This window comes from Candidatus Methylacidiphilales bacterium, assembly GCA_033875315.1.
GTDB lineage: Bacteria > Verrucomicrobiota > Verrucomicrobiia > Methylacidiphilales > CAZTYG01 > JANRJG01.
Map to the genome: position 1 here is coordinate 93,297 of JANRJG010000038.1, position 16,163 is coordinate 109,459.

Below are 16,163 nucleotides of genomic sequence, written 5' to 3' on the forward strand. Positions count from 1 at the left end.
GGTTTTTTCTAAATGACTCTATCCGATCTATCCATCAAACGCCCGGTCATGGCCTGGATGCTCATGGCCGGGCTGATCGTCTTCGGCGCCATCTCCCTTGGACGCCTCGGGGTCAGCTACATGCCGGACGTCGATTTCCCCCAACTCGACATCGAGGTCACTTGGGAGGGCGCTGCCCCCGAGATCATGGAGGCCGAACTCGTCGACCAGATCGAACAGAAAGTCATCGCCGTCGAAGGACTCAAGGAACTCCGCTCGAACATCCGACAGGGAGCGGCCAACATCACCATGGAATTCGTCATCGGCCGCGACATCGATGCCGCCGTCCAAGAGGTGCAAAGCGCCCTGACCCAGGTCCGTCTTCCCCTCAATGTCGACCCTCCGGTCCTGCGCAAACAAAACCCCGAGGATGATCCCATCATGTGGATCGGGCTCAGCAGCAGCCGCCCGTTCCGCGACCTCATCGAATACATCGACCTCTACGTCGCAGACCAATTCCAAACCCTGCCTGGGGTCGGTGAACTGCTGCGTTTCGGGTTCACCGAGCGCAACCTGCGCGTCCACGTCCGCAACCATGACCTCCAACGCCTGCAACTGTCGGTCCTCGATGTGGTCACCGCCGTCCGCCGGGAGCACTCGGAAATCGCCGCGGGCTACATCGAGAACAGCCAGAACGAAATCAACCTCCGCACCATGGGGGAAGGGCTGACCGCCGAACAGGTCGGCAACATCCTCATCACCCAACGGGGAGGGCAACCCATCTACGACACCACCATCCGGCTGCGCGACGTGGCCGATGTCGTCGATGACCTGGCCGACGCCCGCCGCATCCTGCTCATCGACGGCCGCAAAGCCGTCGGCCTCGGCATCAAAAAACAACGCGGCTCCAACGAGGTGGCGGTGGCCACCGAGGTCATCCGCAAAGTCGAGGAACTCAAGCGCACCCTGCCCGAGGACATCAAGATCCGCATCAACGTCGATTTCACCCGCTTCGTTGTGCAGTCGATCCACTACACTGAAAAAGAGCTGGTCATTGCCTCACTCCTCACTGCCGTGATCTGCTTCCTCTTCCTGGGCAACTGGTCCTCCTCGGTCAACGTCCTTCTCTCCATCCCGACCTCGATCCTCGGCACCTTCATTGTCATCTACTTCATGGGGTTCACCCTCAACCTCTTCACCATGCTGGCCCTGACCCTGGTCATCGGGATCGTGGTCGACGATGCCATCATGGTGCTGGAGAACATCGTCCGGCACTTCCAGATGGGCAAGAGCCGGGTGGGCGCCGCGCGTGACGGCGCGCGTGAGATCACTTTCGCAGCCGTGGCCGCCTCGGTCGCGGTCATGGCCATCTTCCTCCCCGTGGCCTTCATGGAGGGGGTCATCGGCAAGTTTTTCTTCCAGTTCGGCGTCACCATCTCCGCCGCCGTGGCCCTCTCCCTGCTCGAAGCGGTCACCCTGACCCCGATGCGTTGCTCCCAATTGATGGTGCGCTCGTCCGACAACATCATCACCCGCACCTCCGACCGCATCCTCGGCTTCCTCGGCACCGCCTACGGACGCGGCCTGAGGATCTGCCTCGACCATCGCTGGAAAGTGGTCACGGGCTCCTTTGTCCTTTTCGCCCTCTCCCTCCTATCCTTCCGGTCGCTCCGCCAGGAATTCGTCCCCACCCAGGACCAGAATTTCTTCCGCATGGCGCTGCAAACCCCGGTTGGTTCCTCATTGGAAAACACCTTCCAAAAAGCGGTGGAGGTGGAAAAATACCTCAAGTCCCGCGACGACGTCGCCCGCTACCTCATTTCCGTCGGCGGCCAGAATGGCCAGTCCAATTCCCTTTTCGTCCCGGTCGTCCTCATCCCCAAGGACCAGCGCAAAAAAACCCAGAGCCAGATCATGGACGAATTCCGCCGCGACCTGCCGCAAAAGGCCCCGGGCGTGCGCATCCTCGCCCTGACCGACCTCTCCAGCCGTGGACTAGTCTCCCGCAACCAAAGCCCCCCGGTCGAATTCAACATCCGTGGCACCGAATACAGCGACCTGAAGAAAGCCGCCGCGGAAATCACCCGGCAGATGGAAGCCACCGGCCTGATGGTCGATGTCGACACCAACTACCGCGAGGGCCAGCCCGAAGTCCGCATCGTACCCGACCGCGAGGCCGCCGCCCTGCGCGGCGTTTCCATGGACGACCTCGGCCAGACCGTGCTGGCCGCCATGGGGGGCCTGCGCGAGGGCAAATTCACCAGCGACGCCCGCCGCTACGATGTGCGCATCCGACTGCGCGCCGATGAACGGCTCCAACCCGCCGACATTGAGAAACTCCAGATCCGGACCTCGTTCGGCGAGCTCATCCCGCTCTCCGACGTGGTGAAGCTGGAGCCGGTCAAGACCGTGCAGTCCATCGCCCGGGTCGACCGCCAGCGCTCCATCACCATCCGTGCCGCCCTGGCCACCGGGGTCTCACAATCCACTGCGATCGCCGAGTGCGAGCGCATCTCCCGGTCCGTCCTGCCCGAGGGGTATTCCTTCCACTTGGAGGGCTCGTCCCAAACCTTCCAGGACTCCTTCAAGAGCCTCAACTTCGTCTTCGTGCTCGGCTTGATCGCGGCCTACATGGTCCTGGCTTCGCAGTTCAACAGCTTCATCCACCCCGTGACCGTGCTTCTGGCCCTGCCCTTCTCGGTCACCGGCGCCTTCCTCATCCTTCTGGCCACCGGCCAGTCGATCAACCTCTTCTCCATGATCGGCCTCATCCTCCTGGCCGGCATCGTGAAGAAAAATTCCATCCTCTTGGTCGAATTCACCAACCAGGTCCGTGAACACGAGCACCTGCCCGTCCGGCCCGCGCTGGAAAAAGCCTGTCCCATCCGCCTGCGCCCGATCCTCATGACCTCGTTTGCCACCATGGGCGCGGCCATCCCCACCGCCCTCTCCACCGCCCCCGGCTCCGAAGCCCGGGTTCCCATGGCCCTGACCATCATCGGCGGCGTGGCCGTTTCCACCTCCTTCACCCTCTTCGTCGTCCCCTGCGCCTACAGCCTCTTCGCCCGTTTTGAACGCCACCACCACGAGGACACCTCGGTGGCGGACGAATTGGAGCAACCCGCCCAGCGCTACGTGTGAAGGCAGGGTTTCAGCCCTGTTCGATCATGGCATAGGCGGCGTGATTGTGGATCGACTCCATGTTCTCCGCCTCGACCCGGAATCGGGTGATGCGCGAGTCGGCCCGGCAGCGCTGGGCCACGTTCCGCACCAAGTCCTCGACAAACACGGGATTATCGTACGCTTTTTCCGTGACGGCTTTTTCATCCTCGCGCTTGAGCAGTGAGTAGAGTTCACAACTGGCCGAGGCCTCGACCATCTCGATCAATTCTTCGATCCAGACCGTCTCCTGGAATTCCACCGTCAACGTGACATATCCCCGCTGATTGTGGGCCCCGCGGGCACTGATGGCCTTGCTGCACGGACAGAGCGTGGCCACCGGGACCACGACGGTCAGCCGCATGCCGTATGTTCCCCCGTCCATGGCCGCATCAAACTTGGCCACATAGTCCATCAGCCCGGCCGCGCCGGTCACAGGGGCTTTTTTCTCGAGGAAGAACGGGAACTCCATTTCCAAATGGGCCGAGTCCGCGGCCAGCCTGCGTTGAAGCTCGCGCAGAATGTCCGGAATGTTTTCCACATGGATCAGCCGGCCGTGGGCGTTGAGCACCTCGACAAACCGGCTCATGTGGGTGCCCTTGAACTGTTGGGGCAGGTCGACCGACAACGCCACCGTGGCCACGGTGCTCTGGCGCTGGTGGGCCTTGTCGCGGATCTCGATGGGGTGGCGCAGTCCGCGAACCCCCACCTTGTTGATCGGCAACTGACGGTCGTCGGGCGTGTTCTGGGTGTCGTGCAACATGGAGGGACCTGCCAGGGTGGGGGGATTCATCCTGCCCCATTCTGCCCTGTTTTGGCCAATTGTAAAATTCGCGCTACGCAAAACCACACCATTTGTTACCCTGCCCGCGGTGCGACGTCGTCACTTCATCCAGGGCCTGTGCGCCTGCTGCGGCTCCCTCGGCCTGCCCGGACTTTTGGCCACCCCCCGGGAGGTCCGGAAGGGCGACACTCTTTACAGCATCAGCCGCCAGTGCGAAGTAAGTGTGGCCGACCTGATGGCGGCCAACCCCGGCATCGACCCCACCAAGCTCAAGCCGGGACAGGTATTGCAAATCCCGGCGAAAGAACCGCCACCCGCAAAGGCTGGACCACCCCCCTCCCCTCCCGCTGCGGGCAGTCCAGCGGACAAAACCGAAAAAACCGGAACCGACAAACCGGACCCATCCACAACCACACCCGAGACCGGGGACAAAAAAACCGAAACACCCGTCCCGCCGGAATTCCACATCGTGGCCAAGGGGGACACCCTCTACAGCATCAGCCGCACCCGCGGCATCCCCCTGGCCGAATTACGCCAGCTCAACCCCTCCCTCGCCGGCATCATCACCCCCGGACAGCAACTCCGCATTCGCCCGTCCACCAAGCCCTTCATCGACAGCGGCCCCCCTCCCGAACCCGAAGACAAGCCGCAAAGCCCCGAGGAAAAGACAGAGGACGGGCCACCCCCCAAGAAACAAGAAACCGGCAACAAGAAACCGGAACCACCCCCTCCCCCGAAATACGTCTTCGTCGCCGGCAAATCCCGCAACCTCATCGACAAACCGAAAATCACCACCCGGGACTGGCGCTACATCGTCACCCACCACAGCGGCACCCGCACCGGCAACGCCAAGATCTTCGATTACTACCACCGCCAGGTCCGTGGAATGGAAAACGGCCTGGCCTATCACTTCGTCATCGGGAACGGCACGGATTCCGGGGACGGAGAGATCGAGGTCGGCGACCGCTGGTTGAAGCAACTCCAGGGTGGGCACGTGCGCAGCGACGCCCAGAACGAAATCGCCATCGGTATTTGTTTGGTCGGTGATTTCCAGCGCGACCGCCCGACCCGGCGCCAGATCGCCGCACTCATCGAGCTCACCGGTTACCTCCAGGACAAGGTCGGCACCCCCCGCCCCCGTTTTTATCTGCACCGGGACATCAACATCATCTCGACCGACTGCCCCGGACGCCTTTTCCCCGCCGCCGCCCTCTACAGCCTCTTCGGAGGCAAACCTCCCAAACCGAAAGAATAACGCATGAAACAACGCCCCTCCGTCCTAGCCGGCTGGATCTTCGCCGGCCTGTGCACCCTCGGATTTTTCCTCCCCTGGGCCCGCTTCGCCCCCGAATCCGTGGCCACCAACACCCTGGCCATCGCCAACACCCTGGTCCAGGGCGAGGAAGACCCGGTCTCCTCCTACCTCTGGATGCGGCGCAGTGAGGCCTCGGCCCTGTTGAAGCGCCCGGCGGACGGCCTCTCGGCCTATCAAATCATCCTGCTTTCCGAGGAAGACACCCTGTCTTCCAAGGTGGCCAGGGCCTGGCTCTCCATGCTCTGGAGCGGCGACGACACGGCCTTGCGGGTGAAAGTCATTGTCCTGATTCCCATTCTGGCCTTCCTCGGGGCGGTCTTCCTGACCCCCGGGAAAACATCCCAGCGCCACCTGCTGTTCGTGGGCCTGCTCCAGGCCGGGGCCTACGTGCTGATGCGTTGGAAAATGAATGCCGCCTACACCGACCGGATGCTTTGGCAGATCGAATTGGGTTGGGGCCTCTGGATCTGTCTCTATGCCCTGTTGGGCGCGGCCTGTGTGGCTCTGGTCCGCGGCCTGTTGCCGGCGAAGGTCCGATTTTGAAATCTGCCAGCCTGGCCGTAACGGCCGGGATAAACCGCCGCTACAAAAAATCAGGTCTTGTCCGAAGGGCCAGATGAGGGTGAAGCGTCCGAGAGCTTTTTCTTTTTCTCTTCTTCGAGATCATCCGCCGCACGGTTCAGTTCGCGGTCGAAGTCGTCTTTGGCCTTGCGAAATTCCCCCAGGCTGCGACCGATACCACGGGCCAGTTCGGGCAGTTTTTTGGCCCCGAACAGGAGAATGATGGCCAGAAAGATAAAGATGATCTCCGGACCACCCAGATTGAGAAAAGCAAGCATCATGGAACCAACCTAGCGGCCCCGGCCCCCTTGGCCAAGTCAAATACGACCCGCCCCGGGGAATGGCGTTGCCCGGAAACGCATTCGGCGCCAAAATACCCGGGTGTTCCCTGCCAGCCGCCCCTGCTTTTTTCTGATAGCTGCCCCGGCCCTCGCATGGTCCGCTGCCGCCGTGTTGGTCTCCTGCGCCCACTCCCCGGAGGAAGGAAGTGCCACCGAAACCGTGGCAGAAGCCCCCGCCGGTCCGGCCACCGTCGTCTTGCTGGACGATGTCCTCGCCCCGAAGATTCTGGTCCGGCAACAGGCCTCCCACCGCGACCCTGCCTCAAGCATCATCCTCGCGGAAATCATGGTGGAAAATCGAACCTTCGAGTGGCTCGAGCTGGAATGCCGGACCCTGTTCCGAGACGATCAAGGCAGCACCCTCGAGACCTCCCCTTGGAAAGCCGTCCGCCTTGATCCCGCCTGCCGGGTCGTCTACGCCGCGCCCACACTCAAGACCGGTACCACCCGCTACATCACCCAGATCCGGCTGGCCCCCAAGTCCTGAGTCCAGCCGCCCCGGTTAAGCACAGCCTTTTCGCTTGCCACACCGGTCTGTTTCCTGCATGCTTAACAACCCTGCCAAGCAGTTCCGTGTGTATCGGGACGGCAGGACAACCTCAACCCTGTCCGCCGAGGTTACGGCGGATGTTTCATTTATAGCTCAGGTTTTCATCGGCCCCCATACCCATCATCCATCGGGTGCGGCCGCCCGGCTTCAGGGTTGAAGCCCGTGACCCCCTCAGCTTGACCCCCAACCCATCGTGAAAGATATCTCCGCACTCCTGGACGCCTCCCTGCAAAACTTCAAGGAAGGCACCATCATCAAGGGCACCATCGTCGACAAACGTGCCAAAGAAATCACCCTCGACATCGGCTACAAGTCCGAAGGCACCATCGACACCGACGAATTCGAGAACCCCGAGGAACTCGAGGTCGGCCAACAGATCGAAGTCCTCCTCGAAAGACTCGAAGACGACTATGGCAACGTGGTCCTCTCCCGCCAGAAGGCGGCCCAGAAACAGAACTGGGAAAAAATCGTCAAGATCTTCAACGAAGGCGGCAAAATCACCGGCCGCGTCCGCAAAATCGTCAAGGGCGGTCTCATGGTCAATGTCGGTGTCGAAGCCTTCATCCCCGCCTCCCAGATCGACATCATCCCGCCGAAAAACCTGCGCGACTTCGAGGATGCCATGATCGAGTGCAAGATCGTCAAGCTCAACGAGGAACGCAAAAACGTCGTCCTCTCCCGCCGTGAACTCATCGAGGCCGAACGCGCCGAGAAACGCACCAAGCTCCTCGGCCAGATCGAGAAGGGCAGCATCGTCAAGGGCGTCATCAAAAACCTCACCGACTTCGGCGCCTTCATCGACCTCGACGGTCTCGACGGTCTTCTCCACATCACCGACATTTCCTGGAGCCGCGTCAGCCACCCTTCGGAAATGCTCAAGATCGGCCAGGAGCTCGAAGTCGTCGTTCTCGACATCGACCGCGAAAAAGAACGCGTCAGCCTCGGCCTCAAGCAGCGCACCGACAACCCCTGGGAGAAGCTCGTCGACAAGTATCCCCTCAACGGGAAGATCCACGGGAAAATCACCAACCTCGTCCCCTACGGCGCGTTCGTCGAACTCGAGCCCGGCATCGAAGGACTCATCCACGTCTCGGAAATTTCCTGGACCAAGCGCATCGCCCGCCCGTCGGACGTGCTCGCCATCGGCCAGGAAGTGGACGCCCTCGTCACCGACATCAACAAGGAAGAGCAGAAGCTCTCGCTGTCGCTCCGCCAACTCGAAGCCAATCCGTGGGATTCCATCGGGGAGAAATACCCCGAGAAGAGCCGCGTCAAGGGCGTCGTCCGCAACCTTACCGCCTATGGCGCGTTTGTGGAACTGGAAGAAGGCATCGATGGCATGATCCACGTGTCCGACCTCTCTTGGACCCGCAAGGTCAACCACCCCTCGGAAATGCTCAAGAAGGGCGACGAAGTCGAGGCCATGGTCCTCGGCATCGACCGCCAGAACCAGCGCATCAGCCTGGGTATCAAACAAATCGAGGACGATCCGTGGACCGCGATCGAGTCGCGCTACAAGGTCGGCGAAGTGGTCAAGGGCAAGGTCTCCAAGATCGCGTCCTTCGGCGCCTTCATCGAACTGGCCGACGAAATCGACGGTCTGGTCCACATCTCGCAGATCAGCGAAGACCGCGTCAACAAGGTCAAGGATGTGCTCAAGATCGGCAACGAAGTCACCGCCCGCGTCATCAAGGTCGACAAGGCGGAACGCCGCATCGGCCTCTCGATCAAGGCCGCGGACTACTCCGATGAACAGCTGGCCAAGGAAACGGCCACCTACGAAAACCTGCGCAGCGGCGAACAACTCGGCTCGATGGGCGACGCGTTCAGCCGTGCGGAAGAAGAATTCCGCCCCGGCGAAGGTTCGAAGGAATAATCCGACCGGCAACGGTCCAACCTCAAAAACCCCGGCCCGCAACGGCCGGGGTTTTTTTGTGCCTTTTCTGTCTTTGGGGAGGACGAGGCTCCTGCCGAGCCGTGATTGGCCCGCCACAGTTCAGCGCAAGCCTCGCCCTCCAGTTTACCGTCCCGCCCTCCTGAGACGTTGCAATACTCACGTCTTCCCGGTTAAATCCCAGCTCCCATGACCGCCGAACAACAGCTCGACCTTCTGTGCCAGGGCGTGGAAACCATCCACTCCAAACCCGAGCTTCTCAAAAAACTCCAGACTGGCCGTCCCCTCCGGGTCAAACTTGGCTTCGACCCCACCTCGCCAGACCTCCACCTCGGCCATGCCGTGGTGCTCAATAAGATCCGCCAATTCCAGGACCTCGGCCACACCGCCGTCATCCTCGTCGGGGATTACACCGCCCGCATCGGCGACCCCACCGGCCGCTCCAAGACCCGCGTGCCCCTCGATCCCGCCCAGATCGACGCCAACGCCCGCACCTACACCGACCAGGTCTTCAAGATCCTCAACCCCGCCCAAACCGAAGTCCGCCGCAACAGCGAATGGTTCGACAAGTTCACCTACGCCGATGTGCTCAAACTCAACGGCCGCATCACCGTGGCCCAACTCCTGGCCCGGGAGGATTTCCGCAAGCGCTTCGAGTCCGACCAGGCCATCAGCCTGACCGAGTTCCAATACCCCCTCATGCAGGGCCACGACTCCGTGGAAGTGAAGGCCGACGTGGAGCTTGGCGGCAATGACCAGTTGTTCAACAACCTCGTCGGACGCGACCAGCAGAAGGACGCCGGCCAGGAGCCCCAGGTCGTCATGGTCCTTCCTATTCTCGAAGGAACGGATGGCGTCGAAAAAATGAGCAAATCCCTGGGGAATTACATCGGCATTGCCGAGGCCCCCTCGGAGATGTTCGGCAAGGCTATGAGCATCAGTGACGAACTCATGGGCCGTTGGTATCCCGTGCTCCTGGGCCACAAACTAGACCCCGCGACCCATCCGATGGAGGCCAAGAAACACTTGGCCAGTTCCATCGTCACCCGTTACCACGGCGAGGAGGCGGGGAAAGCGGCCCGGGCCGATTTCGAACAGAAGTTTTCCAAGAAGGATCTTTCCACCGCTGACATGCCGGAGATCACCGTCAGTGCGTCCCCGATCTGGATCGTGAAGCTGCTACAAGAAACGGGAGCGGTCACCAGCGGCGGCGAAGCCCGCCGACTGATCACCCAAGGCGGCGTGAAGATCAACGGGGAAAAGGTCGCCGACGACAAGGCCCAGGTCACCGTCGAGCCGGGCATGATCCTGCAGAGCGGGAAAAAGTTCTTTGCGCGACTGAAGGCTTGAGCGCCCTGCGGCCGGGGAATCCTTTCCCCGTGGGGCAAATCTGCGGCAGATAACCTGCGTTCGCAGGTTGGTCGGGCTGCCGGGATTTATCCCACCGATGGCGGGATGGTGCGGGATCAGCTTCGCTGGTTAAAAACGGCCACTTCGTGGCTGGCGCTGAACCCAAGGGTTCAAATACTGGTTACTTGCCTGCTCTCGCAGGCGGACCGACCTTTTGGTCGGGCTGCCGGGATTTGAACCCGGGACCTCTTGAACCCCATTCAAGCGCACTACCAAGCTGTGCTACAGCCCGAAACACCAAAAAACCGGCTATTGACTACTTGGGACCTGTCGCCGCGGCGACCGCACTACCAAGCTGTGCTACAGCCTGTCAAAGGAACGGTAAACGTATCGCTTCCGCCTCCCCTTGAAAAGCCTTTTTCAAGGGGCATCTTGGGAGGGCGAAGCTCCCGCCGAGCCTTGACCGACCAACCTAGGCTCGGCGGGAGCCTCGCCCTCCCGTTGAATCAAATACCCCCTCCTCAGCTTAATTCCTGTTCGGTCAGGGCGTTGAGAATCTTGAATTCCTCGTAATGGAAGGCGGGATCGCTGCGGAAGGCCAGCTTCCCCTGGTGGCGGCGCTCCAACTCGACAAGCAATTGCTCGTCCTCACGCCGCAGGCGGTCCATGACGTGGGGATGGACGATGACCCGCAGTTCATGCACGTCGGGATGCTTGGCCATGATGCGGTTGATCTCACGCTGGACTTCCACCGACATCGATTCGGGGCTCTTGACCGTTCCCCGGCCCTTGCAGTGCGGGCATTCCATGTAAATCGCACGGCTGATGCTTTCCTGGACCCGCTGGCGGGTCATTTCCAACAATCCGAGTTGCGAGATGGGCAGGACATGGGTCTTGGCCTTGTCGCGTTTGAGGTTGTCCTTGAAGTGCTTCAACACCTGCTGCTGGTCCTTGCGCGACTTCATGTCGATGAAGTCGATGATGATGATCCCCCCGATGTTGCGCAGGCGGAGCTGGCGCGCGGCTTCCTCGGCGGCTTCCAGGTTGGTGTTGAGGATGGTGTTGTCGGTGTCGTTCCCGCCCTTGTTCCGGCCGGTGTTGACATCGATGGCCACCAGGGCCTCCGTTTCGTCAATGACCAGATAGGCCCCGGACTTCAACCAGACCTGCCGGCGGAAGGCGGAGTCGATCTGTTTGCCGACGTTGTATTTTTCAAACACCGGCACGGGATCGCTGTGCCAGGTGATGAGCTTCTCGGATCGTTTGGAAATCTCGCGCACCAGGGCCTTGACGCGGTCACAGGTCTCCAGGTCGTCGATGACCACGCGGTCGATTTCGTCCGTGAGGAAGTCGCGCACGGTACGTTCAACCAGATCGGGTTCTTCGAGAAGTATCCTGGGCGCGGCGCCCTTGTTCATCTCGGACTCGATGGACTCCCACTGTTTCAATAGGATGGCCAGATCGCGGACGAAGTAGCGGGCCTTCATGCCCTCACCCGCGGTGCGCATGATGACCCCCATGCCGTCGGGAACGTCGAGTTCATTGAGGATCTTGCGCAGGCGCTGGCGTTCCTTGGGGTCCTCGATTTTGCGCGAGATCCCGAAAGTGTCCGTGAACGGGGTGAGGACGAGGAACCGCCCGGCGAGACTGACGTTGGTGGTGATGCGGGCCCCCTTGGTGCCGATGGGTCCCTTGGTCACCTGGACGATGATGTCCGAGCCGGGGGGGTAAAGGCGGGGGATGTCGTTCTGGGTGATCTTCTTGGCTTTCTTTTTGCCACCGCGCTCAATCTGCTCGACCCCGTTGTCCAGGGCCGCCGGCATGGCGTCCCAATAGTGCAGGAAGGCATTCTTCTCGACGCCGATGTCGATGAAGAGGGCCTTGAGGGCGGGCTCGATGTTGTGCACCCGGCCCTTGTAAATATTGCCGGAGATGTTGCGGTCGCTGTCCCGCTCGATGGAGAACTCCTCGAGAACGCCGCCTTCGAGCAGGGCGACGCGGTCCTCGAGGGGCTCGACGTTGATGATGATTTCTTTGGCGTCGCCTTTGCGGGCGATGCCGAGGAATTCCTTTATTTTTTGGATGAACATAAAGACTTTCTTGGACCACGAAGAGCGCGAAGCACGCCAGGGGATTCGTGGTGGAGGGTGGAGGGGTTGTTTTGCTTCGCGCTCATCGCGCCCCTGGCGGTGGAAAGGTTCAAAAATCCCTCCGGTGGATCCAGACACTCTGGACGATGCCGAGGCCGGCCATGCAGGCGACCAGGAAGGTGCCGCCATAGCTGGTCAAGGGGAGGGGAATGCCGGTGATCGGCACAACTTTGATGGTCATGCCGATGTTGATGAAAAAGTGGACAAACCAAAGTCCGGCCAGGCCGGCACAAAAAAGCGCCCCGGCCAGATCGCGGGAACGGCCCCCGACACGCAGCAGGCAGATGATGACCAGGCCGTGGCAAACGATCAGGATGGCGCCCCCGGCGAAACCGAATTCCTCGGCGATGACGGAAAAGATGAAATCGTTGTAGGCGATGTTCTTGGGCAGGAAGCCGTAGATATTCTGGTCGCCGTGGAGGTAGCCCTTGCCTTTCAAGCCGCCGGAACCCACGGCGATGAGGGATTGGCGGATGGTCCAGCCGGCACCCAGGGGGTCGAGGTCGGGCTTGAAGAAGGTGCGAATGCGGTTGAGCTGATAGGTTTTGAGGACCACCTTGGAAGCGGTTTCCCCTTCGGCGGGCGGGGGCTGCGGGACGGCAGGGCGGGGCTTGGGAGCGGGGGCGGAGCCGATGACTGAGGGAGTTTCCTCGGGTTGCCCTTTGAGCATCACCGCCATGAGCACGCCCTCCTGTGTCGCGCGGGGGATATCCTGAAGCGTGCCCTTCCAATCCGCACGGTAGATGATCCAGTAGGAACCGAACACTCCGGCCACGGCGCAGAACACCGGGATCATCAGGAAGCGGCGCTTGGCCCCGGAAGCCCAGAGCATGAAAAAGGTGATCGGGAGGAAAACGGCGGCGGAGCCGAAGTCGGGCTGGCCGAGAATGAGGGCCATCGGAACGAGGGCCAGTCCTCCGACCGCCAGAATGAACCAAAATTTGCGCACATGATCCGACTGGCGCACCATGAACCAGGCCAGGCCGCACATGAACGCCACCTTGCAGAATTCCGCCGGCTGGATGCCGAAGCTGCCAAAACGAATCCAACTTTTGGCGCCGTTGACTTCTTTGCCAAAGACCAGCACCAAGATGAGCAGAAAAATCATTCCGAGGTAGATCAACCAGCCGTAACGCACCAGGTTTTCATAGTGCGTCAGGGCCAGAAACAGGAAAACACCCGACCCCAGGGCCAGCCAGGTGATCTGCTGGTAAGCGGCCCGTTGCAACTCGGGATTGTCACTGGTGTGGGTGGCGCTGAAGACAAAAAACACGCTGGCGACGGCCATGCCCATCATCAGGGTGAGGAGAAGCCAGTGGAAGCGCCCGATTTTCTGCCAAATCGACAGCGGTCTCATCGTCTCCTCCGGTTGAGCATTTCCTGCACCTGGCGGCTGGCCCCCGAGGGCTCGGCCATTTCATCGATGGCTTCCGCGGGAGCGCTGAAATCCACCGGTGGTGGCACATCGACCGGGGTTGCGCTGGCAGGATTGGAATCGGCCGCCGACTCGGCAGGTGGAACGTAGGCGGGACCGGTGACCCCGGCGTAGTGCCCGATGGCCGGGGTCAGGTAAACGAGGTCATAGCTTTCCCCATTTTCCATGGCATGGATGCGGTGGAAGATCTCACTGACGATCGGGCCGGCGGTGCCGCCGCCGCTGGTGCCGCCCTCGACCACGATGGCGATGGCGTAACGGGGGCTTTCGAAGGGGACAAAGCCGGTGAACCAGGCGCGGTTGTCCTTGACCACCCGGCCACCGATGCTGGTGGTGAACTGGGCCGTGCCGGTTTTTCCGCCCACTTGGAAGTCAGGCCCGACGTTGGCCTTTTTGCCGGTGCCGGACTGCGCGCAGGCCAGCAAGCCCTCTTTCATTCCGGTCAGCTTGGCCGTGGGCACTCCCAGTTCGGAACGGACCCGCACGGGGTATTCTTTGACCAATTCCACCCCGTCGGAGTGGTTGCGCGTCACCGCCCGGACCAGACGGGGCTGGTAGACTTTGCCGCCGTTGGCCACGGCGGCGATCATGGTGGCCATCTGCAGAGGCGTGGCCTCGACGAAGCCCTGGCCGATCGACATGTTGAGGGTGTGGCCATCGCTCCACTTCTCCCGCCAAGTGCGCGGCACTTTGAATGTTGGATCTTTCTTTTTGCGTTCCTTCCAGGCGGCGATCTGGCGTTCCTCCCGTGCGTCCATCCATTCGGGACTGGGAACCACCCCGGGGCTTTCACCGGAAATCAGGGCCTCCCCTTTTTCATCCACCAGGAGGCGTTCCCCCAGACCGGCCGTCCGGGCCATGTCGGCGATCGACTCCGCCTTGGTGCGCAGGGCCAGTTGGTAGAAAAAGGTGTTGGTCGACCACTGGAGCGCGGTCTTGATGTTGATCGCACCTTCCCCGGGATTGCCCGGCCAATCCGGCCACCAGCGGTTGACCCACCAGAAGGCCGCCCCGCAGTTGATGACGGTGTTCGGGGTGAACTGGATTTTCTCGTTCTTGAGGGCGGCCATGCCGACAATGGTTTTGAAGGTTGAGCCGGCGGCGTATCCACTCAGCGCCCGGTTGAGCATGGGGCGGGTCGAGTCCCGCGTGAGTTTTTTCCAATCATCCGCGCTGACCTTGGGCACAAAGACATTGGGGTCGTAATTGGGCACCGAAACCATGGCCAGGATGTCCCCATTGTTGGGGTCAAGGATGACGCAGGCCCCGCGCCCGACCCGGCGCATGGCCTGCTCGGCGATGTGCTGCACCCTGACATCGATCGAGAGGTAAACATTGGCGCCAATCGTGGGTTGTTGTATGGCTTCTACGCCGAGGATGTAGCCCAGGTTGTTTTTGCGCAGGATTTTGCCGCCCGGTTTGCCTTGGAGGAACTCGTCGAGGGTTTTTTCCACGCCCTCCTTGCCCACGGACTCGGGAACAAAGTCCTCTTCGGTGGCTTCCTCGACCTGGCCGAGGTAACCCAGGATGTGCGGGGCCAGGGCGCCGAAATTGTAAGTGCGGACCGGACGGGCGGTTTCCTGGATGCCGGGAACATTGACGCTGTGTTCGGCAAAGCGGGCGAGCGCGGCGTAATCAAGCCCGCTGGCCAGGCGGAAGGGGATGTTGGGCTGCTGGTCGAAATGGCGAAGGATATCGCGGCGGGTGAACTGGGGAGTCAACCCGATGCTCTGGAGGACATCGTCGGTGCTGGCCCGGAGGATCAGGTCCACGTCGGCCACATAACGCTTGTTCCAGGGGAGCTGGGTTTTGGGGACATGGCCTTTGTTGGCCCGCAGGTAGTTCCCAACCAATTCCCGCAGGTATACGTCAATATCGTAGCTGGCCCGGTTTTCCGCCAAGCCCACACCATTGCGGTCGAGGATGCTGCCCCGTGCCGGGGAAAGCACCACCGGGACCGTCGTTTGATTGCGCAACTCGTCCGCATAGCGCCGCCCCTCCTTGACCTGGACCTGGTGGAGTTGGAAAATCAGGACCGCGACGGCACAGACCACCCCCAGACCAAGGGTCTGCAAACGGCTGCCGGGACGGACGTTGGAGGTGGTGAGAAGCATGGTTCAGCGGCGTGCCCGGCGCACCGTTCCGGCAGGTTGTCTGAGGGCCTCGGCCCTCAGGATGAAATCAAACAGCCGGAATACCATCGGACTGGCCAAGGCATTGAAGGCGGAGATGATCATAAGGCTGGAAGACAATTCGAAGGTCCAAGCCCAAAGGCCATTGTAAACCAGGAAGAAGACCCGGTCCATGGCCAGATAGAAAAAAGCCCCGGCAAAGGTCACGACCATGGCCGAAGACCAGTGGGCGTTGCGCAGCCAATCCCGCTGGCTGCGCACCAGAAGCACGGTCAACAACCAGAGCAACGGGCCCATGCCGATATAATGCAGCAGGATCAGGTCATGAAGGGCCCCACCAGCCAGGACAAAAAGCAACAGGGAAAAGTCCCCCGCCCTTAACGCCCCATAAACCAACAACAAAGGGGAAAGTCCGATCAACCAGGTCGTCTGACCCATCAGCGCCGGCGCCAAAGGCTGCAGGATGACCATCGCCCCGTAGAGGAGCACCAGGACCAGGGCGTAGTGCATGGC

12 protein-coding genes and 1 tRNA gene are annotated in these 16,163 nt (G+C 61.4%); 6 read left to right on the plus strand and 7 right to left on the minus strand.

Features of this window, described 5'->3' with window-relative positions; translation table 11 throughout:
- The first annotated feature begins 12 nt into the window (after positions 1-12).
- The gene (locus SFU85_10980) at positions 13-3,120 is read left to right on the plus strand and encodes an efflux RND transporter permease subunit (GenBank protein ID MDX6767300.1); all 3,108 of its coding nucleotides are present in this window, start codon (positions 13-15) and stop codon (positions 3,118-3,120) included.
- A gap of 10 nt (positions 3,121-3,130) precedes the next feature.
- On the opposite strand, the gene folE2 is transcribed toward SFU85_10980, so the two are convergent.
- A complete protein-coding gene (folE2, locus tag SFU85_10985; GenBank protein ID MDX6767301.1) occupies positions 3,131-3,931 on the minus strand; it encodes a GTP cyclohydrolase FolE2 in 801 nt (266 codons plus the stop codon).
- Between the two features lie 79 nt (positions 3,932-4,010).
- On the opposite strand from folE2, the gene SFU85_10990 reads away from it, so the two are divergent.
- A complete protein-coding gene (locus SFU85_10990) occupies positions 4,011-5,177 on the plus strand; it encodes a LysM peptidoglycan-binding domain-containing protein (GenBank protein MDX6767302.1) in 1,167 nt (388 codons plus the stop codon).
- Positions 5,178-5,180: 3 nt separating this feature from the next.
- Entirely contained in the window at positions 5,181-5,780 is a 600-nt protein-coding gene (locus SFU85_10995) for a hypothetical protein (GenBank protein ID MDX6767303.1), read from the plus strand.
- A 50-nt stretch (positions 5,781-5,830) separates the two neighbouring features.
- Here the strand turns inward: SFU85_10995 and tatA are convergent, their stop codons facing one another.
- The gene (gene tatA / locus SFU85_11000) at positions 5,831-6,079 is read right to left on the minus strand and encodes a twin-arginine translocase TatA/TatE family subunit (GenBank protein ID MDX6767304.1); all 249 of its coding nucleotides are present in this window, start codon (positions 6,077-6,079) and stop codon (positions 5,831-5,833) included.
- 100 nt (positions 6,080-6,179) lie between these two features.
- On the opposite strand from tatA, the gene SFU85_11005 reads away from it, so the two are divergent.
- The 3 genes from SFU85_11005 (at position 6,180) to tyrS (ending at position 9,933) form a co-directional block, all read left to right on the plus strand.
- Positions 6,180-6,626 (plus strand): hypothetical protein, encoded by a 447-nt coding sequence (locus SFU85_11005; GenBank protein ID MDX6767305.1) that lies wholly within the window; start codon positions 6,180-6,182, stop codon positions 6,624-6,626.
- Between the two features lie 256 nt (positions 6,627-6,882).
- On the plus strand, positions 6,883-8,565 hold the full coding sequence (gene rpsA / locus SFU85_11010; protein ID MDX6767306.1) for a 30S ribosomal protein S1: 1,683 nt from the start codon (positions 6,883-6,885) through the stop codon (positions 8,563-8,565).
- Between the two features lie 207 nt (positions 8,566-8,772).
- Positions 8,773-9,933, plus strand: a complete 1,161-nt coding sequence (tyrS, locus tag SFU85_11015; protein MDX6767307.1) for a tyrosine--tRNA ligase — start codon at positions 8,773-8,775, stop codon at positions 9,931-9,933.
- Positions 9,934-10,148: 215 nt separating this feature from the next.
- Here the strand turns inward: tyrS and SFU85_11020 are convergent.
- The 5 genes from SFU85_11020 to SFU85_11040 form a co-directional block, all read right to left on the minus strand.
- Positions 10,149-10,225, minus strand: a tRNA-Pro gene (locus SFU85_11020).
- Positions 10,226-10,454: 229 nt separating this feature from the next.
- Positions 10,455-12,023: an Rne/Rng family ribonuclease gene (locus SFU85_11025; protein MDX6767308.1), complete on the minus strand. Its 1,569-nt coding sequence runs from the start codon at positions 12,021-12,023 to the stop codon at positions 10,455-10,457.
- A gap of 109 nt (positions 12,024-12,132) precedes the next feature.
- Positions 12,133-13,440, minus strand: a complete 1,308-nt coding sequence (locus tag SFU85_11030; protein MDX6767309.1) for an FtsW/RodA/SpoVE family cell cycle protein — start codon at positions 13,438-13,440, stop codon at positions 12,133-12,135.
- The gene (gene mrdA / locus SFU85_11035; GenBank protein ID MDX6767310.1) at positions 13,437-15,632 is read right to left on the minus strand and encodes a penicillin-binding protein 2; all 2,196 of its coding nucleotides are present in this window, start codon (positions 15,630-15,632) and stop codon (positions 13,437-13,439) included. Before mrdA ends, SFU85_11030 begins: the two co-directional genes overlap by 4 nt.
- A gap of 3 nt (positions 15,633-15,635) precedes the next feature.
- On the minus strand, positions 15,636-16,160 hold the full coding sequence (locus SFU85_11040) for a hypothetical protein (protein MDX6767311.1): 525 nt from the start codon (positions 16,158-16,160) through the stop codon (positions 15,636-15,638).
- Between the last annotated feature and the right edge of the window lie 3 nt (positions 16,161-16,163).